The following is a 26,508-nucleotide window of genomic DNA, read 5'->3' as shown; positions in this document are numbered from 1 at the left end:
ATGACCAGTCGCGCTGAAACTGTGGCAGCGAAGAGCCGGAAATGCCGGCTTGCGCAACTGCCGGCCGCCCGATGGTGGGGCCGGTCACGATCAGAGCGACATGGGCTGGATCAATCCTTCGGCGTGCCGGCAAAGGCCGCCTGTCGCTTTTTTGCGACTATCCACCCAAATTCTTGAGTTGTTAGCTTTTTTTTACGATGATTTCTCGTGAACGCATCCGAATCGTTGCTAAGAATGTCTGACGGGGGGATCGAATTGCCAATGTTTGAGATCAAAGCTCGGACCAGATGCATTGCATTTTTGATGGTGAGTGGGGCCGTTTTGGCCGGGTGCCAGTCATCCAGTTTCGATGGCCTGGCTGCATTTGGCGATAGTGCGAAGACCCTTGAGGATGAGTCAGCCGTGGCTTTCTACAAGAACGACGAGTTGATCACCAACGGCAAACTGCAGTTTCAGGAAAAGAACTACGGAAAATCCTACGCCATTTACAAGCGAGCAGTCGACGTTTTTCCGGAAGATCCGGCCGCTTGGCTAGGTTTTGCAGCCTCCGCGGATATGGTTGCCCGCTTCGACACCTCCGACCGCGCTTACCAACGGCTGTCGCGAATGATCGGAAACACCCCGGTCTACTACAACAACATCGGATACTCTCACCTTTTACGCGGTGACTTGCCAGGCGCCAGACGGTATTTCCTGAAAGCCTATGAGCTTGATCCTGCAAACGAAGTCACCGCCCGCAATCTTGAATTGATGAGGAACAGCGTGAATTTCGCTCAGCGGGGATAGGCTCTTTACGATCGACAGGCCGCGTCGAGATGCCAACAGCTTAGCGTCCTTGCCGCATTGGTGTAGGCACTCCGCCGGCTGTCCAGCGATTGTTTGGTAACCTTCGTGAAGGCGCCCTTTACCGCGCCTTCCGGAGGATAAGCTGGCCTTCCGGTGAAAGCGTTCGTTCGTAACGCGGCAGGTCATTGACTGCGATGCCACTGGCAGCGATGGACGCAAGACTGCTATCTGGAGTTTGGGTTCCCGCTGTCAGGGTGCTGGGAGACGGTGCAAAAAACTGCGATGGCTCCTTGCCTGGCGCGCTCAGGACCAATGCTGAACCCATGCGTGTGCCGCTTGCCTCGTAGCGGCTCCGTTCGTTCATCGCCAAAATCGTCTTTTGCAGGTTATCCATCTCCTGGCGGATATTTGCGACGTCGTCGGCCTTGGCATTACCTGCGATGTTGCGCGACTGTTTTTCCATTTGTGCCCTCAGGCCATCGATGGACCGTTTAAGCGCGGCCATGGTCTCGCGGCTCTCGCGAACATCGGCCGAGTTTTTGGCCGTATAGATGAGAACCCCCGCGTTCACGGGCAAGAGCATCAGGACCATACCGATGAGTAGCGCATTTTTCGGTCTTCTCTGCTCTGTTGTACGCATACTGTGTGGCTTTGAGCCGTCCATGTCGACTTCGAGATCCGGGATGCTGGTCATTTGCTTTACTCCGCCGCGAGTCATTAGATCAGCGTTACAAAAATGTCCTAAGGAGACGCCATGATCGCCTCCCATTCGGCAATCATTCCAACGTAAATACCCCTTCCCACGCCCGTTCGAGCATATCGAGTGACGCGATTCGAGGCAGGCCATTGAATTCGCAATAAGAACTGACGAAATCCAGAAGGTATTTCGGATGATAGCAGGATGCTAGCACATCGCCCTTGTAGCTGCGATCATAGAAAAGGTTCAGGTCAGAATCAGAGACACCCAATCCGGTGCCGCTGGCGTACGACTTGAAAATCCGCAGATATTCGTCCCGGGACGGCGTGTTCACAAAGATCTTGTACTTCAGGCGTCGCAAGCCTGCCTCGTCAGAAAGATCCTTCGGCGCGATGTTCGTCGAAAAGACGACCAGTTCGTCAAACGGAACCTTGAACTTCTTGCCGGTGTGCAGCGTCAGGAAGTCGTATCCGCGCTCGAGCGGCACGATCCAGCGATTGATGAGCGCCTGCGGCGCCACTTGTTGCCGCCCAAAGTCATCGATGATGAAAACGCCGCCGGACGCCTTCAGGTGTATGGGCGCTTCATAGACATTCGGCCCTTCGTTGAAGGTGAGATCGAGGAGATCGAGGGTCAATTCCCCGCCCGTCTTGATCACAGGACGACGGCATTCGATCCATCGCTGATCAGCCTTCGGATAGGATCGTGCTTCAGCCCCGGCTACGGATTGATGCACAGCCTCGTCATAGAAGCTGATGACATGACCGCCGACCTCGATCGCGTAGGGCACCCAGATTGTTTGCCGAAACAGTTGCGACGTCCGTTCCGCAATGCTGGTCTTTCCGTTTCCGGGTGGTCCGTAAAGCAGGATGGAGCGACCGGAGTTCATGGCTGGGCCGAGCTTTTCAACCAACGAGGCTGAGAGCACCAGCCCGTCAAGGCTGTCGGTCAGCCGCTCTGGGGTCACACGCTCGTCATGGATGGACTGCAACCCTACTTGTCGGCAGAAGGCGTCCAGCGAAACCGGTGCCGGCCCGACATATTGGGATTGGCGCTGCGCCGCGTTTGCATATTCGAACCCCTTCATCGAAAGCGCGTAGCGAATATCGGATCTCACATCTTCACCCGCCAGGCCACGAGCCTCGAGGTAGGCAAGTTTCACGAGTTCCTTGATCAGAATATTGACGATCACTTTCGGCAATTTCATGCGGTCAGCCAGATGCGATGCCGTGATCGTATCCTGCTCGGCTGCACATTTTGACGCCAGCCGAAGCAGGAACGACGGGTCCAGGCCGGCTTCCTCGATGCTTGCCGGTGCCATCGGCATCCGCGGATCGAGGGAAATCATGGCATCAGTCTGATTCTGTTCGAGCGAATACTGCATACAACCTCGCTTGGCTCAACCGCCGGGTGTCATGCCGACAAGAAGACTGACGACACGGATAACGATAGGAACGAGAACGATGAAGAGGCTTACCGGGAAAAGGAACGCGCCGAGCGGCAGCAGCATCTTGACCGGCAGGGCGTTTGCCTTTTCCTCCGCGCGAACAATTCTGAGATCGCGCATTTCCTTGCTGTAGACGCGCAGCGTCTGCGTTACACTCGTGCCAAGCTCCTCCGATTGGCGGAATAGAACCGAAAGCGCCCGCGCCTCGTCAATCCTGAGGCGGGTGGCAAGATTGGCCAGCGCCTCCCGCAACCGCCGGCCACCTCGCACTTCCAGCATCATGATCGACAGATGCAGGCCGAAGTCCTGCTGTTTGTCGACGAATTCCCGGGCAACACGGTTGGCCGCTGCCTCGATACTCATCCCCGCATCGAGGCAGACGATCAGCATGTCCATGAAGTCGGGAAAAAGCCGGCGATACTCCCGCTCCTTGGCGCCGCCGCGACGGTCGATATAGATGTTGATGAGAACAAAGGTCGCCCCGGCTGCAAACATGGCGAGGAGCAGGGTAGCCAACCGCGACATGTCGGGTGCGAAGCGATTGAGGGCCCAGACCGCTGCAACGGCGACGCCGATACAGAGCAGGGCTCGAATCATTTGGAAGGTGGTTACCGCGCCGGCATGGAAATAGCCCGCGCGGATCAGCCGGTTCTGGGTGGAGTTCGCGTTCGTATCACGTCGGGTTATTTCGAAATAACGCCGGATAAGGCGGTTCTCCGCCTCGCCGAGATCGGCGATCGCCGTATCGCCAACGTTGAATTCCTCACCTCTTGCAGCCGTTGCTTCCGACAGCCGCACGCCAACCTCGCGCCGGCGGAAGAACAATTCCGATGCTGCCGCAGAAAAAATCAATACCGCAAAGAAGACGATGAGGTAGATACCATACTCACTCGACATGACGACCTCAGTACTCGAAATTGACCATCTTGTAGAGAATGACATTCCCGACGGCCATAATGGCCAGCAACACGCTCACCACGGTGGGTCCGTAGCCGCTATCCCATACGGGATCGAAGTATGTCGGCGACAACGCCTTGATCATCGCGTAAAGCAGAAATGGATAGATCGACATGAAGATCGCCGTGATGCGCCCTTCTGACGAGATCGCCTTCACCTTCGCCTTCAGCATGGTCCGGTCGCGCAACGTCTTCGAAAGGTTCTGCAGGATTTCGACAAGATTGCCGCCGGTTCCAGCTTGTACGCTCAGCGATATTGCAAGCAGGTTGAGATCCTCGACGCCAACCCGGTTGGACATGTTTACGAGGGCGTCGTCGAGCGTCACGCCGTAGGTGAGTTCGTCCGTCAGGAGGCCGAACTCGGTACCAATCGGATCGGGCATCTCGCGTGCGACAAGAGCAATCGCCGCCGGCAGCGGATGGCCGGCGGCCAGACTGCGGTTGGCGACATCAAGCGCCTCCGGAAGCTTCAGAGCAAATTTTCGCATGCGGCTTGCTCGGGCGCGCCAGACGACGAGCGCAGGGATCAGCAGGCAGATCACAAGAAAGGCCGGAACCCGAACCAGGTTATTCGGCACGAGAAACTGAACGACCAGCCATATCAAGACTGCGCCGGCAATCGCAAATAGCGCAAATCGTCCGAAATCGAGCTTGATACCGGACTGGGTGTAGAATTGCCGCAGGCGCTGCATCAGTGGGATTTGGCGCCAGCTTCCGTCGGCACCGCGCTCCTTCAGCATGTCGCGGTAAGTCTTGCGATGATCGTTGCTGACAGCAAGCAAGCTCAGCCGATGGTTTACTGCCCGGTGACGCTCGGACGTCCTGAAGTAGCCGCGCATGATTGCTTCGACGGCCACAAGGGTCGCAATGAATACGGTGGCGTAAAGCAGGGCAAGGGTCATGATTGAACAGGTCCGGTTTGCAGCGGTTTGCCGGGCTCGAATATTGTCGCCGGGATCACGATGCCGAGTTCGGCAAATTCCTCGATGAAACGCGGCCGGATGCCGGTGGCGCGGAATTCTCCGCGAAGCCGCCCGTTCTCATCGGTGCCTGTCTTCTTGAATTTCATAATCTCCTGCATTTGCACGACCTCACCTTCCATACCGGTGATCTCTGAAATCGAGACGACCTTGCGGCTGCCATCGCTCAGGCGCTGAACCTGCACGATGATCGTGATGGCGGAAGAGATCTGCGAGCGAATGCTGAGCTGCGACATTGGCATCCCCGCCATGCCGACCATTTGTTCAAGCCGGCCGACGGCGTCGCGGGGGGTATTGGCGTGAATGGTCGTCATCGACCCCTCGTGGCCGGTATTCATCGCCTGCAGCATGTCGAAGGCTTCATCGCCGCGCACTTCGCCGACGATGATGCGATCAGGGCGCATGCGCAACGCGTTTTTCAAAAGTTCGCGCTGACGGATCTCGTTGCGCCCATCGAGCGTCGGCGGCCGGGTTTCCAGCCGGCCGACATGCGGCTGCTGCAGTTGGAGTTCAGCCGCGTCCTCGATCGTGATCAGACGTTCCTTCGGAGAAATCTGAGACGAGAGCGCGTTGAGCAAGGTGGTCTTGCCCGATCCCGTGCCGCCGGAAATGACCATGGAGACCCTGCCTTTGACCGCAGCGCTGAGAAGAATGCGCATCGCATCGGCCATGGCGCCGTATTCCACGAGGCGCTCCATCGTCAGCGGCTTGCGGGTGAACTTGCGGATGGAAACGAGTGGCCCGTCGACCGAGATCGGTCTGATGGCGACGTTGACACGTGAGCCATCCTTGAGACGTGCGTCAACCATCGGCGTCGATTCATCGACGCGACGGCCAACCGCCGAGACGATCTTGTTGATCACCCGCAGCAGATGGTCCTCGTCCTTGAACCGCACGGCAGTCGGCTCGAGCCTGCCTGACCGTTCCACGTAGACGCTATTGTAGCCGTTGATGAGAATATCAGCGATCGTGTCGTCTGTGAGCAGCGGCTCGATCGGTCCGAGCCCCAACATCTCGTCGGTAATGTCGCGGATCAGATCATTGATTTCCTTGGCATTGAGCGGAAAGTTGTTGCGCCGGATATAGTCTTTGACCAGCGGCCGGATCTCAGTTGCAATCTCCTCGTTGTCGAGCGTGTCGAGGATGCCGAGATTGATACGATCGAGCAGATAGCGATGCAGATTGACCCTCTCGGATACCATGTCCGGTCCGAGCGAAGCCTCTTCCTCAATCGCTGGCGCTTTGCCGATCTCGGATGCCAAGGCGGGTGCGTTCTGGACTGGGCCGGCGAGAGACACTTCGGGTGCCTCCACACGCTCCTGGCTCTCCGGATCCCGCTGTTTGTAAAAACGCCCCATGATGCCGTTCGCCATGCCTTCCACCCCTGACTATTTTACAATGACCGTGGAACCGACCTTCACGCGCTCATAGAGATCGATCACATCGGCGTTGCTCATGCGGAAGCAGCCCGACGACGCGAAACCGCCAACCGTCGACTGCTCGTTGGTTCCATGAATGCGGTACAAGGTGTCGGCTTCACCCCGGTATAGATAGATTCCGCGCGCCCCCAGCGGATTGAACGGCCCGGGCGGAACCAGGTTCGGAAGTCCCGGCGAGCGCGCCTTCATCTCGGCCGGGGGCCGCCAGCCAGGCCATTCTTCCTTGCGTCCGACCCGAACAGTCCCGCTCCAGCGAAATCCGTCGCGACCAACACCGATTTTGTAACGGATCGCGCGACTTCCTGAGATGATGAGGTCGAGTGTCCGCTTATCGGTGACGATGACGATCGTCCCTGCCGGATAGCTCTGCTCGACAGTTACCATCGCCCTTGATGTTGGTCCGAGGCTGCGTGGCACGAGGCCGTTTGCATGCGCATCCGCAACCGCGGCCGCGATCGCGCAAACCGAAAGGCCGAGGTTCATGGCGGCGGACCGCATGCGACAACCGAGCGACTTCATCGCACCAGTGCTCCCAGTTTACCGACCGCGCTGCAGAAGCGGCCCCGGGAATTCACGTCAACCGGCAGCACCCCGCGGTTGACCGCCTCGCTGAGCGTATCCCAATCATCCCTGATGACATGAGTGGGAATATCCTTGAATATCTTTTCCGTTTGCTGCCGGCGCACACCCGGGCCGAAGAGCTTGGTTCGGTATTTGTTGATGACGACGAATATCTGCTCCGAACTGCCTCGCAACCGTACCAGATTGGCAAACAGATCCTTGGCCTGGGAAAGAGCCGGGATCGTCATTTCGGTGACGATGCAGATGCTGTTGACCGTACTGAGGACATCGTATTTCCACGGCGTGTCGTAATAGGGAATATCGATAACCGTATGGTCGCTCTCGAAGGCAGCCACATCGAGCATGCGCAGCACGAGTTCTGCACCCCTCGGCGTCAGAAGGACAGACGGCTGCTTGAAGGACAGCAGCGAAAAGCCGCCCGAATGACGCTTGCGGACCAGATCGATGAATTCCAGATCGACCCGGGAAGGATTGGCGATGACCGGCTTCAAGTCGTAGTCGTTGACAAGATTAAGATAGTAGCCGAGTGCGCCGGAAGAGAAATCCAGGTCGAACAGATCGACGCGCGGCGTGAAATTCTTGGTCGGCTGGGCAAGCACGTGCGCGAGCGACGAAGCGATCACGCTGGCGCCCGCACCGCCGACGGCCGAGACCACCGCATGCACCCGGCTGTCGCTGGCCCCGGCGCCAGGCGCATGGGTCGAGATCATGTCGATCAGCGCGCGCCGCTCGAGCGGTTTCTTCAGCCAGTCGTTTCCGTTCAGCCGAAAGAGCAGCCGCAGCATGTCGTCCGGCAGGTTTTCAGAAACGACAACCAGCGGAATGTCGCGATGGCTGGTGCGGAACGCGAACAGTTCCGGGCGGTGCAGTGCTTCGCCATCGTCAACGTCAAGAACGATAAGGTCGACTTGCGTTGGGTCGAACCGGCCCTTCTCGCCGAGGGCCTTCAATGCCAGATGGCTCACATCATATCGCGATAGCGCACCGAACGCGTCGAGCATGAAGCTTGCGGCCGCGGCGTCGTCGGACAGGATCAGTATCTTGGCGGATGCTGCAATGTTCATGTGAGCTGTCATTTCGCTTCCCCCACGCAATATTCAAGGAATCAGCAGGTCGAACACGTTTTGAGATCTTCCGTCGTTATCGTTACCGGATGCGCCGGAATGGTCACGTCATTGAGCCCAAGCAACCCACCGAGAACCGGCAGGTCGAAGGTGATGTCGCGCACCTCCAGCCGCATCGTCAGCACCGGCCCATCCGGTCGCCCCCAATAGCCAAGCCCCGAGCGTTGGTAGGTGACGACAACGTTGCTTGCGCCGATCCGCGGGTTGATGTGGCACATCCCGATCTGGGCAACAGATGCCAAACTCGGACAATCTTGCGCATCCTTTGACCCATAGACGATGCGCTTCAGTTCGGCGCTGCATCCAGAACCCGTGCAGGTCGCGGAGATACTCGCATCGTTCGGAGTGGCCTTGCCGTTGTTGAGTGGATCGCTCGCATCGGCCGGGAAGGCGGTGCTGAAGGCCGTAGCCGGCACCAGTGGATCGGACACTGCAGCAAGCCGCGCACCATATTGCAGTGCCTTCACCGTCTGGTTCCATTGCGACATCGCATAGCCGAACTCGATGAAGGCGGCAAACACCAGCATCACGATGGGAAAGGTCAGCAGCGCCTCGACGAGACTGACGCCACTATTGTCCCGACAGAAGTTGGCGAGTGTCCGCGAAGTCACCATCCGACATACCTCTCTTCATGGAAGGAGTTGATGGTGATGGCATCGACGCCAAGCCACCCGAATAGCGGCGAAGTCTGGTAGAGGTGGGCGGTGGAAACAGTGATGTTCCCGTCGGCATCCGGCCCTGCGAAGGTGATTTCGGCGGCGTTATTCCAGCCTGGCACCCGCGGTTTGGCATCGGCTGCAGGGTTTTGCGTTCCGTAAAAGGCGATTGTCGCCGCCGTTGCCTGATTGCATGTCGGCGCATAGGTTCCCGACGCTGGCCGACAGCGTGACATGTAACGTCCAGCATCGCGCAGGCCGGCGTCGATCTGCATGCGCTCCCAGAAAATGTTGCCGAACTCCAGGATCCCCGCGGCAAAAAGCGTCACGAAGGGGATCGCAAGCAGTGCTTCGGCAAGCACCGCGCCTTCCTCCTGCCGCCAGAAGCCGAGGCAAAGCCGATGCCGGATAAAATTGCGGAGCGACATCATCTGACCAGCTCCGCTTCTTCACGCAGGAATTCGTCCAGCGTACCGCGCCCGCCCTTGCCGGTGATGTCGATCATTTCCAGGGAAAGGTATCGCTCGGCTGAGTCCTTGATCGCCGGCTTGGTCAGGAACATGCGCGCGAAGGCAACGGCCCGAGTGGCCTTGTGGCCATTCAAATGACCAACTGAGGCCTCGTAGCCACAATTTACGATCGCCGAGAATATCTCACGGCGATCGCCGTATTCTGCTGCCGTATAATTCGAAAGGTCCGGACCGCCGTAGCACTGGCCGCCTGTCGCAGGCGTGCCGGTCTCGCCGTTCGCAGAGGCATGGCTGATGAGCGTGGGATTGGAAAGTTCGTAGCGGTAGACGTCATAGGCGGAGGGCTGCGACGGCGTACCGGCCGCTTGCGCCGGATAGCTGGAGTAGTTGCTGAGGATCGTGCTTGCCAAGGGAGCAGTCGTTCCCTGAGCAACATTCCAGTATGTCGCATATTGCCAGTTGTTCCCGCTGCTGATCTTGCCGCCGGCAAGGGATGTCATGGCTGCCCCGTAGCCCAAGGGGAGGGCCTTGCTTTGATCGCCGACAATGTTCCCGACCATCTCCGGATCGTATGTATCGCAGCTCTTGTTGCCGTTTCCTGTCGTCTTTTGGGCAGAACGGACGTCTTGCGCCGGCCGATAGTGATAATCATTCCTCACTTTATTGAACGACGAGGAGTAGTAGCCGAAGCGCGTGTTCACACCGTCTTCGACGGGCCCCGCCTTCGCACCGGTCTCGGTATCGAGGCTGTCTTGCGTATAGCAGGTACCGGGATTGCCAGTGGCAAGAGCCTCAGCCAGCACTGACGCGCCACTTCCCAACGGGGTCCGCAAGAATCCGAAATTGCCAGGGCCCGGATTGGAAACCGAGGTGCTGTGAAGTTCGATCTGCCGCCCATAGAGATTACCGGCCGCAAAATTGGTGTGCAGGGCCTCAGCGGCAGTCTCGGCTGCCGTTTCGTTCGTATTCCCAGGGGGCTCGAACGGATTGCAGATATAGATCGGCGTCACGTCACAGGCGCTGGCGTGATACACCGCCACGGCATCAGCCGAGATATTCACGGTGTCACGGTTAAACCCGACCGGTATCGGGAAGATGGTCTGCATCGCCTGAGGCTTGCTGGTCACCCAGGCATAGGATGCCTCGCTGGATTGCGTTGTTTCCATGGACGAGGGGATCGGCGTATCATCGTTGGCTGGGATGTCCTTTAAAAACACCACATTGACCGTGCTCCCGCTATCGTTTCCGGCATGATAGGCTACGGTGATATGTGAGCCGAGCGACATGCCGATGCCGCCGTCCTTGAAGGCTGCCGTATTCGCGATCTTCTCGATCGCCGCCTGTGCTCGCGCAATCGCATCGTCACGACCGTCGAGTTCGCGGGCTCCGGCAAGCGCCATCGCATCAACGGCGTTCTGGAGGTCCGTATGCAGGTTGCTGCTGCGGCCAACATCGATCACCAGCAGCGAAAAACCGAGAAGCATCGGCATGGCGATGAGCGTCAAGGCAATGACGTAACCGCGGTGATCGTTCCAAAATCGCCTGATAGCGCTATTCAGCATTTGCTACCCACCCCCTCGCGGCGCTTTCGCCGTGACCTCCCTGCTTCGTGCGTCTTTCCCTTCCGGCACTTGGGCCGTTCATGCTTTTTCGAGCGTTACTGACCGGTGGTGGCCCCACCGGTTGTTCCATTGACCGCCATACCTGGCGTCGGCTGGATGACCGCTCCGCCGGTCTGATACTCGGTGACCACTCTGCGGATCACCTTGCCGTCGCTCGCGATATGGGTCCGTTGGGCTTCCGGCGGGAACGGATCCTCGATGTGGATCGCCTTGTTGGCCTCGACGGCATTGCCGAGACCGAAGGTGATCGAATCGCGATGGTTCATGTAGTCGGCGCAACCGGCAAGCAGACTGGCGGCGAGGACGAGGAGCGTCCGCTTAACGCTTTGTGACGGCAAGTTGGCCTCCCTGGTCCAGGTCTAGACGATGGCCGTAGGGCCCAGTCACACCTTCGCCATAGCGAAAGCGTCGCAGCATGTCCTTGTCCACTTCCATGACGCCAAGCGCGAAAAGCTCGACGTCGTTTGACGAGCGCGTCTGGTCGAGCGGGCTATAGAGATCTTCGCCTGGCCGGGACGGTCGCACGATATGCGGCGTGACGACGATGACGAGGTCGGATTCCTTCTTCTGGAAACTCGTCGAGCGGAACAGCGCGCCAAGAACCGGCAGCTTCCCGAGGCCCGGCAACTGCTGGATGTCCTTGGAGTTGATCGACTGCAAAAGCCCCGCCAGGGCAAAGCTCTGCCCGTCACGCAGCTCCACCGTGGTACTGGCCGCCCGCGAGATGAAGCCCGGATTGCCGTTGACGTTGATCGACGTATCGAGCTCGGAGACCTCTGGGTCGATCTGCAGGTTGATGAGGCCGTCGTCGAGGACAACCGGCTTGAAGGTCAAGCGCACGCCGAAGGGACGATAGTCAGTCTCGGTGGCGACGGTCGTACCGTTGTTCGTGGTCTTCAGGATCGGTACTTCGCCACCGGCATGGAAGCTGGCGGTCGAGCCGCTCATTGCGATCAGGTTCGGCTGCGCCAGGCGACGCACCAGCCCTTTCTGCTCAAGCGCGTTAATGACTACGTCGATGCGGCCGCCGGAGATTTCCAGTACCTTGGCGATAAGCTGGCCGAAGGGCAACATCCCCGTTGCAGCACCTTTCGGGTCGAGAAGGCTGCGTGCCAGGTTGCCGTCATCGTCAACCGTGATGCCCTGGCTGGTCGTTGCCTTGCCAATGCCGTTGTTGCCGTGACCGGACCAGCCAATCCCGAGGTCGCGGCCCGTCTGCCGCGAGGCCTCGATGATACGAACCTCCAGCATGACCTGCTGGCTGTCGCTGACCCTGAGCTGGTTCAGCACCGGCTGGTTGGAATAGGACTGGGCGACTTCGACGACGCGCTGCAGTTCGGCGGCGTCACGCACAATTCCGGTCAGGCGGATGCGATCGTTGGAGTTGTACACCCTGACCCGGGCCGAGGGCGCGGCGGAGCGGATGGCGGAGGCCGCCTCGCTGAAATCACTGGAGATGCGCACGTCTATGACGCCGAGCAGCTTCTTGTTGTCGTCATAGACCGAAATGTTGGTGGCGCCGATCTGCTTGGCGCGGACGAACAGCGACCGGTCGGACAATGGCACCACGTCGATCATATCGGCGCTACCGATGACGAGATCGCCGAACGGGTGTCCGGTGTTAATCGTCAGCGTCTCGTTCGGAGGCAGCGTGATATGCTGGACCGATCCCCCGAGCGTCACGAACTTTTCCTGTGCCTCGGCGCGCCAACTAAAGCCTGGCCCCCAGTACGCGCAGGCCGAAAACATTGCAACCAACGCCGCAAGCCTCGACCTTGCGATTCTCTTGCTCCTCGACATGCCTGCTTTTACCCCCTTATGGCATTCAGACCATTCGGCCCCACCGCGGGCCGAATGGCTGCATTTCACCTCAATCTATGAGTCCCACCCTGAAATCTTCGCGCTTTGTCTTGTTCCAGACGCCGACCGTCGCCCATTTTGGCTGAGGTGGCAATACCGGTTCCACCTTGCGTTCGACAATCTGCACTTGTTTTTCGGGCTCCGGCGTCTTCGCCAGATCCTTGCCGAGTTCGGTCGCCGTCGGTCCGCCGCCGAGATCGGAGACGGTGATCGCCCGGGTCTCTTCGACCGAGGAGGAGGCAATATTGCGAAGCGCCAGCGACAGCGTACCGATGCTGGAGCCGAGCGTCAGGCGCTGGGCCTCGCCGGTCGTCACCTCGAAGGTCACGGTCTTCACAACCGAAGGCTCATCCTTGCGCTCGTCGGCCGTCTGGTCCACAGCCAGCACCTTGACCCCCTGCAATAGCACATCGACAAACGTCTGGTCGTTGCCAGCCTGCCCTCGCACGACCCGCGTCAGAAGCACGTCGACGCGATCTGAAGGCCGCACGAAGCCGGCGACGCCGAGCACATCGTTAACGCGAATCGAAACTGCTTTCATGCCCTGGTCGAGCGCCGCTGAAAGCGTGGCGCGCTCGCCAGCGCCGGTGATCTTGGAGGACAATACCGGTTCACCGGGATCGATCGCCTCCATGGCATAGCGCGGCTGGGCGTCATCGCCGACCACTGCTTCGATGCTCAGGAAAGAACCTGTGGGTGTTTCGTCCGAGGGCCATGGGATGGCCTTGAGATTTTCGGGGCGCACCCGGTCGCCGAAACGCATTGGCTTTGCGGCGACGACTAGCGTCTTTTCTGGCGTCTTGGTGCCGCCCAATGCCAGCAGGCGGGCCTGCTGCCCGGCGAGGTATTCTCGCATTCCGAAGACCGCCGCGGCTGCGAGTACGAAAGCAAAAAACAGACTGAAAATGGTGGAAGAACGCATCGCCGCTACTCGTTACACCGGACGGAAAATTTCCATCTTAGATTTCTAATTTAGGAGAGAGGGGTTAATAAACCCCACTCTCTTCTTCGGATTCCAAAGTCATGGGGTAGTGGTAGGAGCAGTCAGGTTGGTCGTAAACCACCCGGCCCATCCCTTCCAAACGGTAGCCAGATTGGTTCCTGCAAGGGTAACCGCGGCGATGACACCGCCGACCAGCAAGGCAAGCAAAATAAGATATTCAGTCAGTGCCACACCATCTTCTTCCCGCGCGAAAGCGCGTACGCAGTTTACAAGTGCTTTCATCGAGAACTACCTCCAGATTATCTTGCGCGCCGTCATTTTCCCCCGGCCTCGCCTTGTCGTCGAGACCGCCCCTCCGACTGGGAATATTAATAATATGTTAATTCTAATATAGTCAATTACTCATACATACTCCAATCGGGAAGTATACTTTATGGTTAAAGTTCGTTTCGATCCATATTTGTTAAAACCGCTCTATGGCGGCACTTATGGTGTTTCGAAACAGAAATTCCGTAGATTATCTCCACCAAAAGGTTGAGTTTCATGATGCCGATAGTTGCTTTCACCAATTGGATCTCAATATTGCTCTTCCTTTATGCTGCCTGGACCGATTTCCGCACATGGAAGATCCCCAACACGCTCGTGCTCGCGCTCGTAACACTTTATGCGCTGCGTGCGGTGGCGGTGATACTTGGCTCCGAGGATGTCGGCGCGTCGCTGTTTGCCTCTACCGGAATTGGCGGCGACGTCGGGGCCGGTCTTCTAATGTTTATGCTTGGGGTCGTGCTCTGGGGCTTCCGGCTGTTCGGCGCGGGAGACGCCAAACTATTCCTGCCAATCGGGCTCTTTGTCGGATGGCACGGAATGCTGCCGTTTTCGTTCTTGCTCCTCGTCCTCGGCGTCGTGACACTCCTGATACTGCGACTACCAGTGCCGCTGCCCGTCGCACATCTCGCCTTTTTCATGCGCATCGAGGAAATCCGGGCAAGCCGCAAGGTACCCTATGGGGTCGTCATGGTCTTCGCCGCGCTTATCACCCTCGCTGTTTTCAAATAGCAGCTTAGGCTTCCGCAACCTGGCATCGCAGAAAAGGTTTGATTGCAGTCGTCTGTAGGAAGAGGTTCAACAGCGGCCTCTCTGGCCGTTAAGGGCAGATATCTGGAGCAATGCTCGATATCTCGAAAACACGTCTTTTGTTCAAGGAAATTACGGGAATTAGGCAACATACGCCACGAGATTCCGGCCACGTCCTGCCGCAACGTTCGCTTCATGACGGCGAGATGGTAGGAGGGCTGCAGGTCACCCCCCCGCACCGGGGAATGCGGCGGCGTCGCCGACGTCTACTGTCATCTTGACTCGGAGAAAAAACCTGGAGTTCTCGGATGATCTTTCGTCCGCCGGGTCAGCCCGGGTGAGTTCCTGCCAAGGGAAGGAGCCAACGAACGATAGCTGCTTAACACAGCGCCATCTCCCATTAAACATCCCTTTGATGGTTAGATAAATCATAAAAATTCGGATATAGACCCCTCGAAGGGAGCTATAGATGCGTTTAAGCATCGAAACATTTTGGAATGGCGGGTGGCACGCCGCAGCCAGCGTCAGGATCGAGGATGAAGCACGACCTGACCAAGAACATTGCCGATACCTGTGACGACACTTGGTCGCTGGTGTCGCTCGTCTCGGCCGGGCTCGGCATATCTGTTCTCCTTCCGCCCAACAGGCAAAGCGGAGAATGCCCGCCGTTGTGCCGTGAACTTATTTCGTGGTGATCACGATGTCGTCGCGGATCAGATCCGTGAGCTCGTGTTCATCCGTGACGCCAAGTTCAATCCACTGAAGTAGGCTCTTTGCCTTTTGGCTTGCCTCCGCGCTTCCCTTTTGATGCCCGTTCTCATCGCACCAATTCCTAAGAATGCGATCGATCAACTCCGTGATCTTAGATACTAGCACCGGTCGTTGCCACGAAATCCATTGCATCGGCCCATCTCCCTTCGAAGCCAGAACTTAAGGGGTGCGACGTCAGGCAGGCAATGCCGCAATATGATAAAGTGCTCATATAGTCGCGCTAAAAGACGAAGCGTTGCAAAATGGCAATAGTCGCCGTGTGAGAGCCTCTCGGAAAGACTACGAGACCGCAGCGGTTCTCCCTTGCGAATGCCTGGCATCCGGTCCCTGCTTTGCGACGGGGCTGTCGTCTCAAATTTTGCTTTTTCGTCGGATGAGGTCCTCGGCCGCCTGTGCCCGAAATAGTCGCTGTCAAGGATGATTGTCCCCACGTTCCGGCGCAGTTCAATGCCCAAGGATGTTGGTGAATAGCCAAGAGCGCGAAATATGAGCACAGGAGTAGCCCAACAAAACAGCAGTGAGGTCGAACCCAGGGCCACAACGACTTGATGTGTTCGCCGCCGGTGGGGCGGCGGTTCCTTGAAATGGATCGACGCTAACCACGCCAGGCCTATCTGCCGCAATCGACGTCCCTGTAGAGCAGGTAGTCGGCTTCGCTGAACCGGATCCCAGTATTATCGAAGCAGAAGCGCGCCGGCACGATCCTGAATAGGTAGCGCTTTCCGCATGCCGCCGGAACGTCTACGTGATATAAGCGAGGTGTGTCGGACGGGGCGGGATCTGTCCATTTTTCGTGCCCGGCGAAGGAAACGTCTTTCAGGAGCGTCGCCGATCCCGAGCGGCCGACGCCATCTGCCGCCGCGACAAAGGAGATTCCCTTTGCTTCGTCAGCCGTTGGATACTCCGGCCGCGTCGGTGCTCCTTTGGCCAGCGGCACATCCACCGTCTTAAATGCCACGTTGAAGCGCACATCGTCTCGGGCCGGCACGTCGCCGTAGCCGTTCAGGTACTTCCAGGACAGGCGCAGGATCCTCTGCACGCCGGCCGAAATGCCCGGGTAGAAGTGTACCTCAGCGGAAAAATCCGTCGGAATGAAGGTGTCGCCGCCGCTGCCGGGGGGCGGGCACTGCGTAAACAGCGGTCTGTATCCACACTCGCTTGCGCCGAGGCCCCATGCGCATCGACTAAGACGCAGCCATTCGTCGTTGTTGAGGTCGCGCACGCCCTTCCATAAGCTGCCGCCATGCTCTGGTGTCATCCACGGACTGATCCTGCCCGCTCCTGAGGCGGAGGCCCATTCGGTCCTATGGTTCTGGACAAGTGCGAGAGCTCCCTTTTGCGCAAAGAGGGCGGCGTTCTGCATCACCGTCGCGTTCGGGAGGATGGGCGTTTTGCCAGTGGCATCGGCGGAAAAGCGGCGTCCCGATTCCAGCGTCGTCAGGCTGTGGCAACCCGAGCACGGATGACCTTCGATCAGGATGGATCTGGCCTCGAGTAGAGTGCTGGCATGGGCGGCCGCATATCCTGAACCGATGACGCGAAACGGCGCGTCCGGTCTTGCAATTCGGCCCGGAAGGAAGTTGCCCATCCCGAGCGCGGCGCGTCGATCATGCCGACCCGCGAAATAGCCGACCCTTGCCTGCTGCATGTGGGGATCAATGACGGTGGGCTTCTTGTTGTCGTGACACAGTACGCAATCGACCTTGGAGCCGCCGTCGTAAAGCTCGGCCGCAGCGCGTCGCCCGGCGGCATCGTCGTAGGACGCTCCGCCAGGCGGTGGGAAGGGTTCCGTCCAGTCGAAGACAAAGCGGTCCTTCCGGCCGTCGAGGAACGCGATTTCGCCGGTCACGTCGTTGAAACCGATGGCGCTGTACCGGGAAAACCGTGGATCCGTCGCTGTCCAGTAGGGTTCCATCTCCAGTTCCAGGCTCTCAGACGACTTCCGGCAAAGAAACAGCCACTGTACATGGTTGCGTGTGACCCGACCGATCCGCGAGTTCATCCCGCAAAAGGTTACGCCACCCGCGAGCGAAGGTTTGTCGCAGCGATCGACGGCGTTCGTCCACTTCACCAGGCGGCCGGCAATGTCACGGTGGGCAAATTCGAGTGGAGCGCCGGTCTTGGAGCGGTTTGGCTCCAGCGTTACGACGTTACCGTCGACCTCGAGGCCGACCTGCTGCGAGTTCGCTCCCGTGCAGGCACCGTCCGGCATGGGGCCGAACACCGATCTGGCCTCGTCGCCGAATTTCGTCACCGGATCGGCACTTGCCGTGGCCGGAGCCCACAACACGCCACCGTTCAATTCAATTAGAAGGTCGTATGGTGACCCAATCCCGGTACCCGCGGTTGCTGCGCCTGGCAAAGAAACTGGGATGGGTCCCGCTACCTCGCGGGGCCCTGCCAGCAGTTCCCTTGGAATGGGGGGTGCCTCCAAGCCATCGGAGAGACAAAAAGCAGCCGCAGTCGCTGCGGCGAGGTTGACAAGGCGTCTCATCAATCCGTCCCCCAATTCCCGTCCGCGTGCAGTCAGCGCGCGCTGGCCTGGATCCCGGATTGGGCAGGGGCGACCTTGAGGACAACGAACTTCAACAAGTCGCCGTCCTTCGTGATCGTGGCGTATATCTTGGCAGTATAGTCGAGATGGGCCGCGCTGACGCCGATTGTCTGAATGTTCACTTGAACCGAGAACGCAACCTCGAAGTTGCCGTCTTTCGTCTTCCCGATCAGGATGTTGCTGAGCAGCCGCGTCGCGCTGGAGTTCGTTGCAGCGAGGTTTGCAAACATCGTCTGGAACTGTTGGGCCAACGACCCTGCCGAAATGGCCAGCACGGCATTCGCATTGCCCGGATCGCAGTGGTAGTAGTGACCGTCGTCCACGAACAGGGAAGGCAGCCCGTTGAAGTCCCGGTTGTCCATCCTCCATGCGTATTGGGAGAGCAAGTCGATCACGGCGCCCCGTTCCTCCGGCGTGGGCGCTATCAATGGCCCGCCGCGGAACTCCCTCCAGCCCATGTCGTTTGCCCCGGGGCATTCGCTGGCGGCGAATGCGGGCAAGGCGGCAAGCCACGAAAAAAGGGCTACAGCCCCGAACATCTTGAATGCTTTCATGTTGACCCCTCCGTGCTGCCCGCCGAGGGTCCGGTCCGCCTTCTACGCCATTCACACCATGCATTACCAACGGACCGCACCAGACGCTCTCGCAGCACTGCAAATATACGCGGCCACACCATGCCGCCGCGTGAAGAATAGACTGAAGTTATTGAATGACCTCTGGTAGTATAGTAGCCTGAACTGAAGAAATGCGCAAGTTGAGGTGCGGATCGGTATTAAGCGGGCGGGTCCGGCGATGAGCGACGTGACGACATGGCTTGCCGAGATCGGGCTACAGCACTTGGCGAACAAATTCGCCGACGCGCAGATCGATTTCGATACGCTCGCGCTGCTATCCGATCACGATCTGCGCGAGCTGGGCGTGCCCTTGGGGCCCCGCCGCAAGCTGCTGGCCGCGATTGCGGCTCTTGGCAGGTCGCCGCCCCACGCAGGTGATCGCACACCGGTCGAACGCCGGCAGCTGACAATCCTGGTCGGCGACATGGTCGGTTCGACCGAGTATGCTTCCAGGCTCGACCCCGAGGACTTCAGCCAGCTGACGCAGTCATTCCTGTCGCGATGCAGCGCGCTTGCGAGGTCGCACGGGGGCTTCGTCGCCAACTATGTCGGCGACGCACTGCAGGTCCTGTTCGGATTTCCGGCGGCCGAGGAGAACGACGCGGAACGCGCGCTGCACCTTGCGCTCGACATCCTGGCAGCGGTCCCACAGATAGAGACGCCGGACAGTTCGCGCCTGGAGGTAAGGATGGGAGTGGCGAGCGGCCTGGTCGTCGTGGGCGACATCGAGGGCGCGCCCGCCGGGATTTCGACGGTGGCATTTGGCCATGTCCCAAATCTCGCCCACCGACTTCAGGCCATCGCGGACCCGAACAGTATCTACGTCGACGAGAGCACGTTCCAGGCGACATCGAGCGCCTTCGAGTACGCCGACATCGGCGCGAAGACGTTAAAGGGTTTCAGCAATCCGATACACATTCGGCGTGCCATCAAGCCGATTGCAAGACAATACCGCTTTGCCGGCGAAACCAGATCGACGCCCTTCGTGGGCAGAAGGAACGAGTTGCAGGCTATCGAAACTCTCTGGGACACCGTGCGAGCCAATCGCCATGGGCGTGTCGCATTGATAAGCGGTGAGCCCGGGATCGGGAAGTCGCGGCTGCTTTTCGAGATCGCAAGGAACTTTCCCGAGGCGAAGACATTGGTGGCGCAATGCGCCCCCACCTACACCAACAGCGCACTCTATCCGTTCCTGCGGCTGTTCAAGCAGCAAGCCGGCATTACCGAGGACACGTTGTTGCCGTCTGAAAGGCTGCGGGCCGCTTTGTCGGCCAGTGATGTCCCGTTGTCGGTCTCGTACCCGATCTTCACACGGCTTCTGGCCTTCGAACCGGACTTCGAACCGTCCAGTCTCGCTTCGTCCCAGCAGGAGGCCGCAATCACACACGTGTTTTCGGACTGGCTCCGGCAATTGGCAAACACCGGCCCCTTGATGCTTGTCGTGGAGGACGAGCAATGGATCGACCCGTCCTCCGGCAAGCTCCTCCAGACGCTCGCGAATGACGTGGCGCAGTTTCCGGTACTCCTGCTGGTGACCTCCCGCGAGAAGCAGACGAAGGCTACCTTCGACGACGCCCTCGCGGTGCATCTTGCCCTCGAACGCTTCTCAAGCGAGGAGGCCGGCGAGTTCCTCCAGAACGTTGTCGAAGGGGAGCATCTGTCTGCAGGTCTCGCCTCGACGCTTCTGAGCAAGGCCGAGGGCGTTCCGCTCTATCTTGAGGAACTCGCCCGATCGGCCCTCATGCTTGGTCCCGATGCGGCCGGTCAGTTGGGGGTGAAGGCAAGGAGCGACGTCGGCGTCCCGGTCTCCCTACAATCCGCCCTCATGTCCCGTCTCGACAAGCTTGGCGCCGTAAAGTCGGTCGCGCAGACGGCCGCTGTGATCGGTCGGGAGTTCGACCTGAAAACGCTCGCCCATGTCGTCGGTCTCTCGAGCGAGGCGCTGCGGCCGCAGATAGATCGGCTTGTCGCCGTCGGACTCGTCGCGCCGCAACCTTTCTCCAACTGGCCCCGCTACTCCTTCGCCCACAGTCTGCTGCAGGAGGCCGCTCGCGGAGCACTGCTTCGCGACCGGCGGCGGGAGCTTCATGCGCTCGTTGCCAAGGCGATCGAGGTGGTGCAGCCTGGGACGGTCGTGGAGCATCCCGAGGTGCTCGCCCAGCACTACGACGAGGCGACGCTGTTTGAGCGCGCGGCCGACTATTGGCTCAAGGCAGGCAGAAAACTTGGGGCGACGTGGGCGAAGGTGGAGGCTGCGAACATGTTCGCGAAAGGGATCGAATGCGTCCGCCGAATGCCGCCGTCGACGATGCGCGACAAGAGAGAGCTGACCCTCGAACTCGAAAGGGGCGATGTCCTCTACGCAGCGTACGGATATATGACCGGCGACGGCAGCGAGGCGTATCGCAACGTCATGCGCCTCAGTGAGGCGATCGGAGATCCGCAGGCAGCGATCCGGGCCTTGGACGGTCTGTTTGGAACTTCGTTCAACTCGGCCAGGTTCTCGGACGCCGAATGGGCGAGCAACCAGCTCAAGGCGATTGGCCGCCGGGATGGCAATATGAAAGCCCTGGTGCTCGGATTGCAGTTCGGCGGTATGTGCGCGTTTGCCCGCGGCAGGTTTGCGCAGGCGCGAGACCTGCTGCTGGAGGCGCTCGAGCATCGCGAGCATGCCGACGAGATCGGAAGCGATTTTCCCAGCATGTCGATGCTTTATCTCTCGTGGACGCTGCAAATAATTGGGGAGACCGGTGCGGCCATGGAGTTGTTTCACGCGGCTGGAATGGAGAGCCGCGGACTAACGGACTACCGCCTCGCCGCGTATCTGGGTAACGGCTGCATACTGATGGCGCTTCGCCAGGATGTAGCGATGCTCCAGAGCCTATTGGACGAACTCGTTCCGCTTGCGACACGCAATGGATTCCAGCTTTGGCTCAATCTCGCGTCTTTCTTTTCCGGGTGGGCCAAGGCTGCAAGCAGCCAGGACGCCACCGGCCTCGCACAGATGCTGCATATTTGCGACAACATGGGCGAGCAGGAGGTCGACAAGACCTGCTACCTGGGCATACTCACCGATGGCTACCTTCGAATGGGACGGCCCGACGAGGCAAAGGTCGTGCTCGACCAGGGGATCAAGCTTGCGCTGCGTACCGGTGAGCACTACTACATGCCTGAGCTGCTTCGTCTGAGGGGTGAATTGCTCCGGCGCACAAACCGGCTCGCTGACGCCAAAGCATCGTTCGAGGAGGCGATCTCTTTCGCACGCGGTCAAAAGGCAACAACCTGGGAGGCAAGAGCCAGGCAGTCGCTAGACTTTCTTTTGGCCGATCCGCCCCAGAAGTGAAGGATATGCGACCTTGCCACGTGGTCATACCGTCGCGAGTGCCGTCTGTTCTGAGGCTAGGTAACGAAAAGCCGTCAACCCGGCAGTGTTGCTGACAGACCGATCGCGGAGGGGACGGCCGGCGACCGTCGGACGCCCCGCCATGGACAGTGCTCGAGGCTTGTAACGTCATGGTGCACGGTCTGAGCTGTGGCCGCCGTTGGAGCCACTAGAACGCGTTGAATCGCATGCGCTTCACAATCGGGAGGCCTTCGCCGGTCCTGCCAATGATGATGTGGGTGGCGCGCGGCGGAAGCTTGCCGCTGCGCGTCGGCGCCACTGCTTCTCCGCGCTCAACAAGTCCCCTGACGAAGGCCTTGGACGGCTCATCGTTGGGCACGATGATGTCGGGATCCGGCGGGATTTCCTTTTGCGTCACGCTCGTTGTTTCCTTTCTAGTGGCTGACGCCGCGTGCACACAGGCCGCAGCTGAAAAGTCGGCGCTCAAGACGCGCGCCTCCTGGGGCCTTGACCAGCGCGTGGGTCTTCACCTTGCGGCCACGCACCAGCCGGCGTTTCGGATCGACAACCGTGCCATAGTCGACACAGCCACGCATGAAGAGGTCGTCAACAAAGGCCTTGGCGGCAGAAATTCCGCTCTGCGGGGCGAGCGGCTCACCGTTGCAGCCGGCGCTCGTCACGAGAAACTCGCTGGGTTGGGTCGGTGCCTCCACGAAGAGCAGGCCATCAATGCCGTAATGCGACGCCGGCAGCGCGATTGTGGGCAGCGGCTTCTCGGCGGCCCCGGCCGATTTCACCTCTGCAGCGAGCGACTTGAGTTGAGATATCATCGGGAGCGAGGACACAGATTGCAGGGAAAGGATGCTTCTAGCGACGAACACCCCCTTGACGATGGACAAGTAGGCCACGTCCGCCTGCGCCGCGATCACCATGTTCGCAGCGACGCTGGCGTACCAGTTGGCGACGATCGGGTACGACCACGTGATGCCTTGAACCAGAAATCCAGCCAGGTCGTCGGCGACGGCAAGCAACTCCGCCTCGGTTGGGGCCCCCGGTTGCACCGCCTTCGCTGCGAGCGAGGCCCCGAGGATCTCGAAAAAGGCGCCCGTGAAAACGCGCGAGAAGGAATGCGGTTCCGATGACAGAGACGACATGGGGGCCGTACTCGGGAGCAGGGTCGGATCCTGGTAGTTGAATGAGTTGAGCGCGCTACGCAAGCAGTCCGCCTCGGCCAGAGCCGGATCCTGGGCGCGCAGGGCACTACCGAGCTGCTCGGCGAGTGTCGAGAGCCGCGACTTGGTATGTAGGTTGCCCCCCGTGGCGTTCAGGATCGCGGTCCGCAGCGATGGGATCTGGATCGCCGACATCAAGGCGCTGATGTCTCCGAAAGACTCGTGAAAGGCGGCGATCTCCTGGCTGGCGGCGCCCCACAGTCCCGGCTTGAACGCGTCAAGCACTGCGTGTCCCAATTCGTGACAGCTCACGTCGGGGCTCTCGCAGGTAAACACCGTTCCCGTCACACCCGGACCATGGAAGAAGTTCAACGCAGTCCGGTCGTAGTTTGCGTCGAGGTCGAAGCCCTTGTCGAGTACGACCTTGAGGCTTGGTCCGCCGTACCACTGTGTCAAGGGCACGCGCGTCGCCCAATAATCGGCGCCGCGTCTCAATGCGGCCGCGGTGGCCCAGTAACGGAACTGGGGCGTGCCGTGCGGGTAGATGGCAGGCGCTGGGCCCGACGCTGGGAAGACGAAAGCGAGGGGAAGCTTGGCGACATCCGGAGTCGGCACGATCACGGCCACGGCCGAGTCAGGATCGTCCTCCCACGTTTCCACCGTTGCGGCGGACATGGCTAAAGATGCGTTCTTGTTTGTGGTCTTTGTTTTCGCAGCGGTTGCTGCCGACTTGGCCGGAGCTTTTTTGGATTTCACAAGTGCTTGAGACATGGCGGATATCCTCTCCCATGTGTTGCGCCGTTTCGCGTGAGCGACGCACAGCGTGTGCAACAATGATACTACCAGCCGCAAGCGCAATTACAACGGGAGAAGCGATTAAACGCGAGGTTGTTTTAGCAATAAGTAATGTAATGCTTCCTTCGCGGTTCAGGCACTATCCCAGGCTTTAGGACCTTCGGCTCGTTCTCCTCAGGGCAAAGTGCCTCTCTTGTGCGGATGAATGACGTCGCAACTACGCGCTGGCGGCCCGATGCTAAAGGGAATCTTGGGGACGGCGCTCGCCTCAATCTTTGCAATATCGGCACCAGGGAGATGGCGGATTTCCAAGAGCACTCGCCAAGCTCTGACAGGGAGACTCCTGCTCATGGTGCGACGCCAATATGGGATCCCCAAAGGCAAAGCGTTGGAGAATAGACGGCGTGTGAGAAGGACTGGAGGCGGTATAAATGGCGCATTCGAGCGTAACCCTTCGCATCGGTGGGGACTGACGCATCATCTCGAAAGTGACGCGCTCTGCCGAACGCAGGTTTGCCCTCCGATATACAATCGCGTCTCCGGATCAGGGCCGCATCTGTCGCGCGCGGGTCGTTTCAAAGCCGAAGCGTCATTGCAGATCGTATTATTGGTGCCCGGTTACGGCGATATCGATCGATTTCCTTGACAGAAATTCACCGACGTCTTCTTCGCGAAGCGGCGGCGAATAGACGTAGCCTTGCACCAGTGTACCTCCAAGACCTGCAAGAGCCGCAAGCTCTTCAGGCGTTTCAACCCCTTCAACCACGCATTCCAGCCCCATGTCACGGCTGAGAGTAAGAAGAGATTTCACGATTTTGTAGCTTGCAGGCCTTTCATGCAAACCTGTGACGAAGCTGCGGTCGACCTTGATCTTGGTCAGCGGCAAGGCGTGCAGCCGCGTCAGGCTGGAATAACCGGTGCCAAAATCGTCCAGTGAGATGCCGCAGCCGAGGCGTCGTAGCACTTCGACGGACTGCTTGACCTGCTCGAAATCGTGCGCAAAGGCGGTTTCGGTGATTTCAAGGTCAAGACGTCGTGCATCAAAGCCGCTGTTTTCGATGATTCCGATCAGTGACAATACCCCTTCGCAGGAGTTGAGGTCGTGCGCGGAGAGGTTGAACGAGAAACGCAGATGCTCTTCCCACTTCAATGCGCAGGCAAGTGCCTTCTTGAGAAGAGGTCGCGTCAGCGAACCGACGATACCGGCTCGTTCCGCAATGGAGAAGAACTGTGCCGGTGAGACGTGTCCGAGGGTCGGGTTAGACCAGCGGGCCAGCGCCTCGAAGCCAACAGTCTTTTGGCAGCAGACGTCGACAATCGGTTGAAAAACCACCGAAAGTTCGTTTTCCAGATCGGCTTGCTTCAGCAGATGTTCGATGCGGGCTTCGATGTTAATCTGCTTCTCGTGCTCCGCATCAAACAAGACAGCACCGCCACGCCGGGTTTTTTTGGCGTGGTAAAGGGCATAGTCGGCTCTGTCGAAAAGCTGTTCGAGAGTTGACGCAAGGTTTGGAAAGACTGCTATGCCCATGGATGCTGAGACGTGCACCGTCCCTTCCGGCATATGGTAAGGTGCCCTGAGCTGCTCGGAGATCGCATTTGCGTTTGCGACAAGCTGTTCATCTTCCGGCACAATCGGAGCGACGATCGCAAACTCGTCACCACCCAGTCGAAACGCCCGGCTGGCCTTCAATGCAGTCGCGAGGCGGCTGCTGACCTTAACTAGCAATCTATCTCCGACGGAGTGGCCGTAAAGGTCGTTGACCGGCTTGAAGCCGTCGAGATCAATGACGCCGAGGGCCAGTCGCGTACCTTCAACCTTGGCCTTTTCGAGTTCGGCTTCCAAATGCGCGAAAAACGCACGGCGATTGGGTAGGTCCGTCAGACTGTCGATATTGGCAAGCTGCAGGTTCTCATTGCTCAGTGCTTGCGTACGCTGTTGTGAGACCACCATGCGCTCGAAATTGCGGTAGTTGGTCATGAGGATGGACATCATGCCCGCACAGACCAGCAGTACGTTGATGGCGATCGCAATAAAGGTCGGTTGCTTCGACGCCACGAAGAAGACAACGAATGCTCCATTGACAATCAACGCGACGATAAATGCCGCCGAACGAACGTACATCAGACAGAAGATGCAGGAGATGACGGTGATCGCCATATAGAAGGCGACATGAGATTGAGTATACGCATTCCCGTAAGGTACGAGCAAAAAAGACCAGGCCGTGAATATAGTGGCAATGCCGATCGCTAGGCGATTGGCTCGAACGAGCGCTGCGTGGGCCACGTCTGGCTTCGGATCGATACCGCGCGTTCTCCACCAGAACATGACCCGAAGCATGCAGCCGGCTGTGAAAAGAGCAGGCATTGCGACGGTGAGCCAGAGTGGAGCAAATTGCATATGCGTGATCGCAAGCGCCCATGTACTTGAAAGCAGGATGAAGTACATCATTGGCATCTGACGTGTAAAAGCGCGGTATTGCGCTTTCAGGAGGTCCGAATTTTCGGACTGAACGGACATGAAATGCTGCAATTTCTGTCTGGCGCTTAATATTGTCATTGCACGGCTCATTAAGTACAGAGCGCCATTGATAGCGTGGCTCCCGTTACATCAGTGGAAATA

The 26,508-nt window shown here is 59.0% G+C and carries 23 protein-coding genes and 1 pseudogene; 4 read left to right on the top strand and 20 right to left on the bottom strand.

Annotated features, from left to right (window positions below; translation table 11 throughout):
• Positions 1-261: 261 nt before the first annotated feature.
• A complete protein-coding gene (locus ATY79_RS00890; RefSeq protein WP_088702656.1) occupies positions 262-786 on the top strand; it encodes a tetratricopeptide repeat protein in 525 nt (174 codons plus the stop codon).
• 118 nt (positions 787-904) lie between these two features.
• Here ATY79_RS00890 and ATY79_RS00885 read toward each other — a convergent pair whose 3' ends face one another.
• The 14 genes from ATY79_RS00885 to ATY79_RS00820 form a co-directional block, all read right to left on the bottom strand.
• On the bottom strand, positions 905-1,480 hold the full coding sequence (locus tag ATY79_RS00885) for a hypothetical protein (protein WP_088702655.1): 576 nt from the start codon (positions 1,478-1,480) through the stop codon (positions 905-907).
• 82 nt (positions 1,481-1,562) lie between these two features.
• Positions 1,563-2,867 (bottom strand): AAA family ATPase, encoded by a 1,305-nt coding sequence (locus tag ATY79_RS00880; protein WP_088702654.1) that lies wholly within the window; start codon positions 2,865-2,867, stop codon positions 1,563-1,565.
• A gap of 15 nt (positions 2,868-2,882) precedes the next feature.
• Positions 2,883-3,827 (bottom strand): type II secretion system F family protein, encoded by a 945-nt coding sequence (locus ATY79_RS00875; protein ID WP_088702653.1) that lies wholly within the window; start codon positions 3,825-3,827, stop codon positions 2,883-2,885.
• Between the two features lie 7 nt (positions 3,828-3,834).
• Positions 3,835-4,788 (bottom strand): type II secretion system F family protein, encoded by a 954-nt coding sequence (locus ATY79_RS00870; protein WP_088702652.1) that lies wholly within the window; start codon positions 4,786-4,788, stop codon positions 3,835-3,837.
• Positions 4,785-6,239, bottom strand: a complete 1,455-nt coding sequence (locus ATY79_RS00865; RefSeq protein WP_088702651.1) for a CpaF family protein — start codon at positions 6,237-6,239, stop codon at positions 4,785-4,787. The genes ATY79_RS00870 and ATY79_RS00865 overlap by 4 nt, the downstream gene beginning before the upstream one ends.
• 15 nt (positions 6,240-6,254) lie before the next feature.
• Entirely contained in the window at positions 6,255-6,824 is a 570-nt protein-coding gene (locus tag ATY79_RS00860; RefSeq protein WP_088702650.1) for a L,D-transpeptidase, read from the bottom strand.
• Complete coding sequence (locus ATY79_RS00855) at positions 6,821-7,963, bottom strand: response regulator/pilus assembly protein (RefSeq protein WP_088702649.1); 1,143 nt, start codon at positions 7,961-7,963, stop codon at positions 6,821-6,823. Before ATY79_RS00855 ends, ATY79_RS00860 begins: the two co-directional genes overlap by 4 nt.
• A gap of 29 nt (positions 7,964-7,992) precedes the next feature.
• A complete protein-coding gene (locus ATY79_RS00850; RefSeq protein ID WP_088702648.1) occupies positions 7,993-8,625 on the bottom strand; it encodes a TadE family protein in 633 nt (210 codons plus the stop codon).
• Complete coding sequence (locus ATY79_RS00845; RefSeq protein ID WP_088702647.1) at positions 8,619-9,098, bottom strand: TadE/TadG family type IV pilus assembly protein; 480 nt, start codon at positions 9,096-9,098, stop codon at positions 8,619-8,621. The genes ATY79_RS00850 and ATY79_RS00845 overlap by 7 nt, the downstream gene beginning before the upstream one ends.
• On the bottom strand, positions 9,095-10,699 hold the full coding sequence (locus ATY79_RS00840) for a TadE/TadG family type IV pilus assembly protein (protein WP_088702646.1): 1,605 nt from the start codon (positions 10,697-10,699) through the stop codon (positions 9,095-9,097). Before ATY79_RS00840 ends, ATY79_RS00845 begins: the two co-directional genes overlap by 4 nt.
• A 95-nt stretch (positions 10,700-10,794) precedes the next feature.
• Positions 10,795-11,097 carry a hypothetical protein gene (locus ATY79_RS00835; protein WP_088702645.1) on the bottom strand — a complete coding sequence of 101 codons (303 nt, stop codon included), beginning with the start codon at positions 11,095-11,097 and terminating at the stop codon, positions 10,795-10,797.
• On the bottom strand, positions 11,078-12,559 hold the full coding sequence (locus ATY79_RS00830) for a type II and III secretion system protein family protein (RefSeq protein WP_088702644.1): 1,482 nt from the start codon (positions 12,557-12,559) through the stop codon (positions 11,078-11,080). The genes ATY79_RS00835 and ATY79_RS00830 overlap by 20 nt, the downstream gene beginning before the upstream one ends.
• Positions 12,560-12,629: 70 nt before the next feature.
• Positions 12,630-13,541, bottom strand: coding sequence for a Flp pilus assembly protein CpaB (cpaB, locus tag ATY79_RS00825; RefSeq protein ID WP_088702643.1), 912 nt, complete (start codon positions 13,539-13,541; stop codon positions 12,630-12,632).
• A 99-nt stretch (positions 13,542-13,640) separates the two neighbouring features.
• Entirely contained in the window at positions 13,641-13,844 is a 204-nt protein-coding gene (locus ATY79_RS00820; RefSeq protein ID WP_088702642.1) for a hypothetical protein, read from the bottom strand.
• 261 nt (positions 13,845-14,105) lie between these two features.
• Between ATY79_RS00820 and ATY79_RS00815 the strand changes: the two genes are divergently transcribed.
• Entirely contained in the window at positions 14,106-14,618 is a 513-nt protein-coding gene (locus tag ATY79_RS00815) for a prepilin peptidase (protein ID WP_088702641.1), read from the top strand.
• Between the two features lie 557 nt (positions 14,619-15,175).
• Positions 15,176-15,259 (top strand): annotated as a pseudogene (locus ATY79_RS30330) (LysR family transcriptional regulator); the annotation flags it as partial.
• A 58-nt stretch (positions 15,260-15,317) separates the two neighbouring features.
• Here ATY79_RS30330 and ATY79_RS00805 read toward each other — a convergent pair.
• The 3 genes from ATY79_RS00805 to ATY79_RS00795 all read right to left on the bottom strand — a co-directional run bounded on the left by ATY79_RS00805 (position 15,318) and on the right by ATY79_RS00795 (position 18,515).
• Positions 15,318-15,539, bottom strand: a complete 222-nt coding sequence (locus tag ATY79_RS00805; RefSeq protein ID WP_088702639.1) for a hypothetical protein — start codon at positions 15,537-15,539, stop codon at positions 15,318-15,320.
• 478 nt (positions 15,540-16,017) lie between these two features.
• Positions 16,018-17,697: a hypothetical protein gene (locus ATY79_RS00800; RefSeq protein ID WP_245312286.1), complete on the bottom strand. Its 1,680-nt coding sequence runs from the start codon at positions 17,695-17,697 to the stop codon at positions 16,018-16,020.
• 236 nt (positions 17,698-17,933) lie between these two features.
• Positions 17,934-18,515, bottom strand: coding sequence for a hypothetical protein (locus ATY79_RS00795; RefSeq protein ID WP_088702637.1), 582 nt, complete (start codon positions 18,513-18,515; stop codon positions 17,934-17,936).
• Positions 18,516-18,753: 238 nt separating this feature from the next.
• Here ATY79_RS00795 and ATY79_RS00790 point away from each other — a divergent pair, with 238 nt between their 5' ends.
• Positions 18,754-21,918, top strand: coding sequence for an AAA family ATPase (locus ATY79_RS00790; RefSeq protein ID WP_088702636.1), 3,165 nt, complete (start codon positions 18,754-18,756; stop codon positions 21,916-21,918).
• 208 nt (positions 21,919-22,126) lie between these two features.
• On the opposite strand, the gene ATY79_RS00785 is transcribed toward ATY79_RS00790, so the two are convergent.
• The 3 genes from ATY79_RS00785 to ATY79_RS00775 form a co-directional block, all read right to left on the bottom strand.
• Complete coding sequence (locus tag ATY79_RS00785; protein WP_088702635.1) at positions 22,127-22,336, bottom strand: hypothetical protein; 210 nt, start codon at positions 22,334-22,336, stop codon at positions 22,127-22,129.
• A gap of 16 nt (positions 22,337-22,352) precedes the next feature.
• Positions 22,353-23,861: a hypothetical protein gene (locus tag ATY79_RS00780; RefSeq protein WP_088702634.1), complete on the bottom strand. Its 1,509-nt coding sequence runs from the start codon at positions 23,859-23,861 to the stop codon at positions 22,353-22,355.
• 628 nt (positions 23,862-24,489) lie between these two features.
• The gene (locus tag ATY79_RS00775; RefSeq protein ID WP_189637935.1) at positions 24,490-26,445 is read right to left on the bottom strand and encodes an EAL domain-containing protein; all 1,956 of its coding nucleotides are present in this window, start codon (positions 26,443-26,445) and stop codon (positions 24,490-24,492) included.
• Positions 26,446-26,508: the final 63 nt, after the last annotated feature.

The organism is Rhizobium sp. R693 (assembly GCF_002211315.1).
Taxonomy (GTDB): Bacteria; Pseudomonadota; Alphaproteobacteria; order Rhizobiales; family Rhizobiaceae; genus Rhizobium.
Note: the sequence above shows the minus strand (reverse complement) of the source record. Positions and strands in the feature narration are given on the sequence as shown.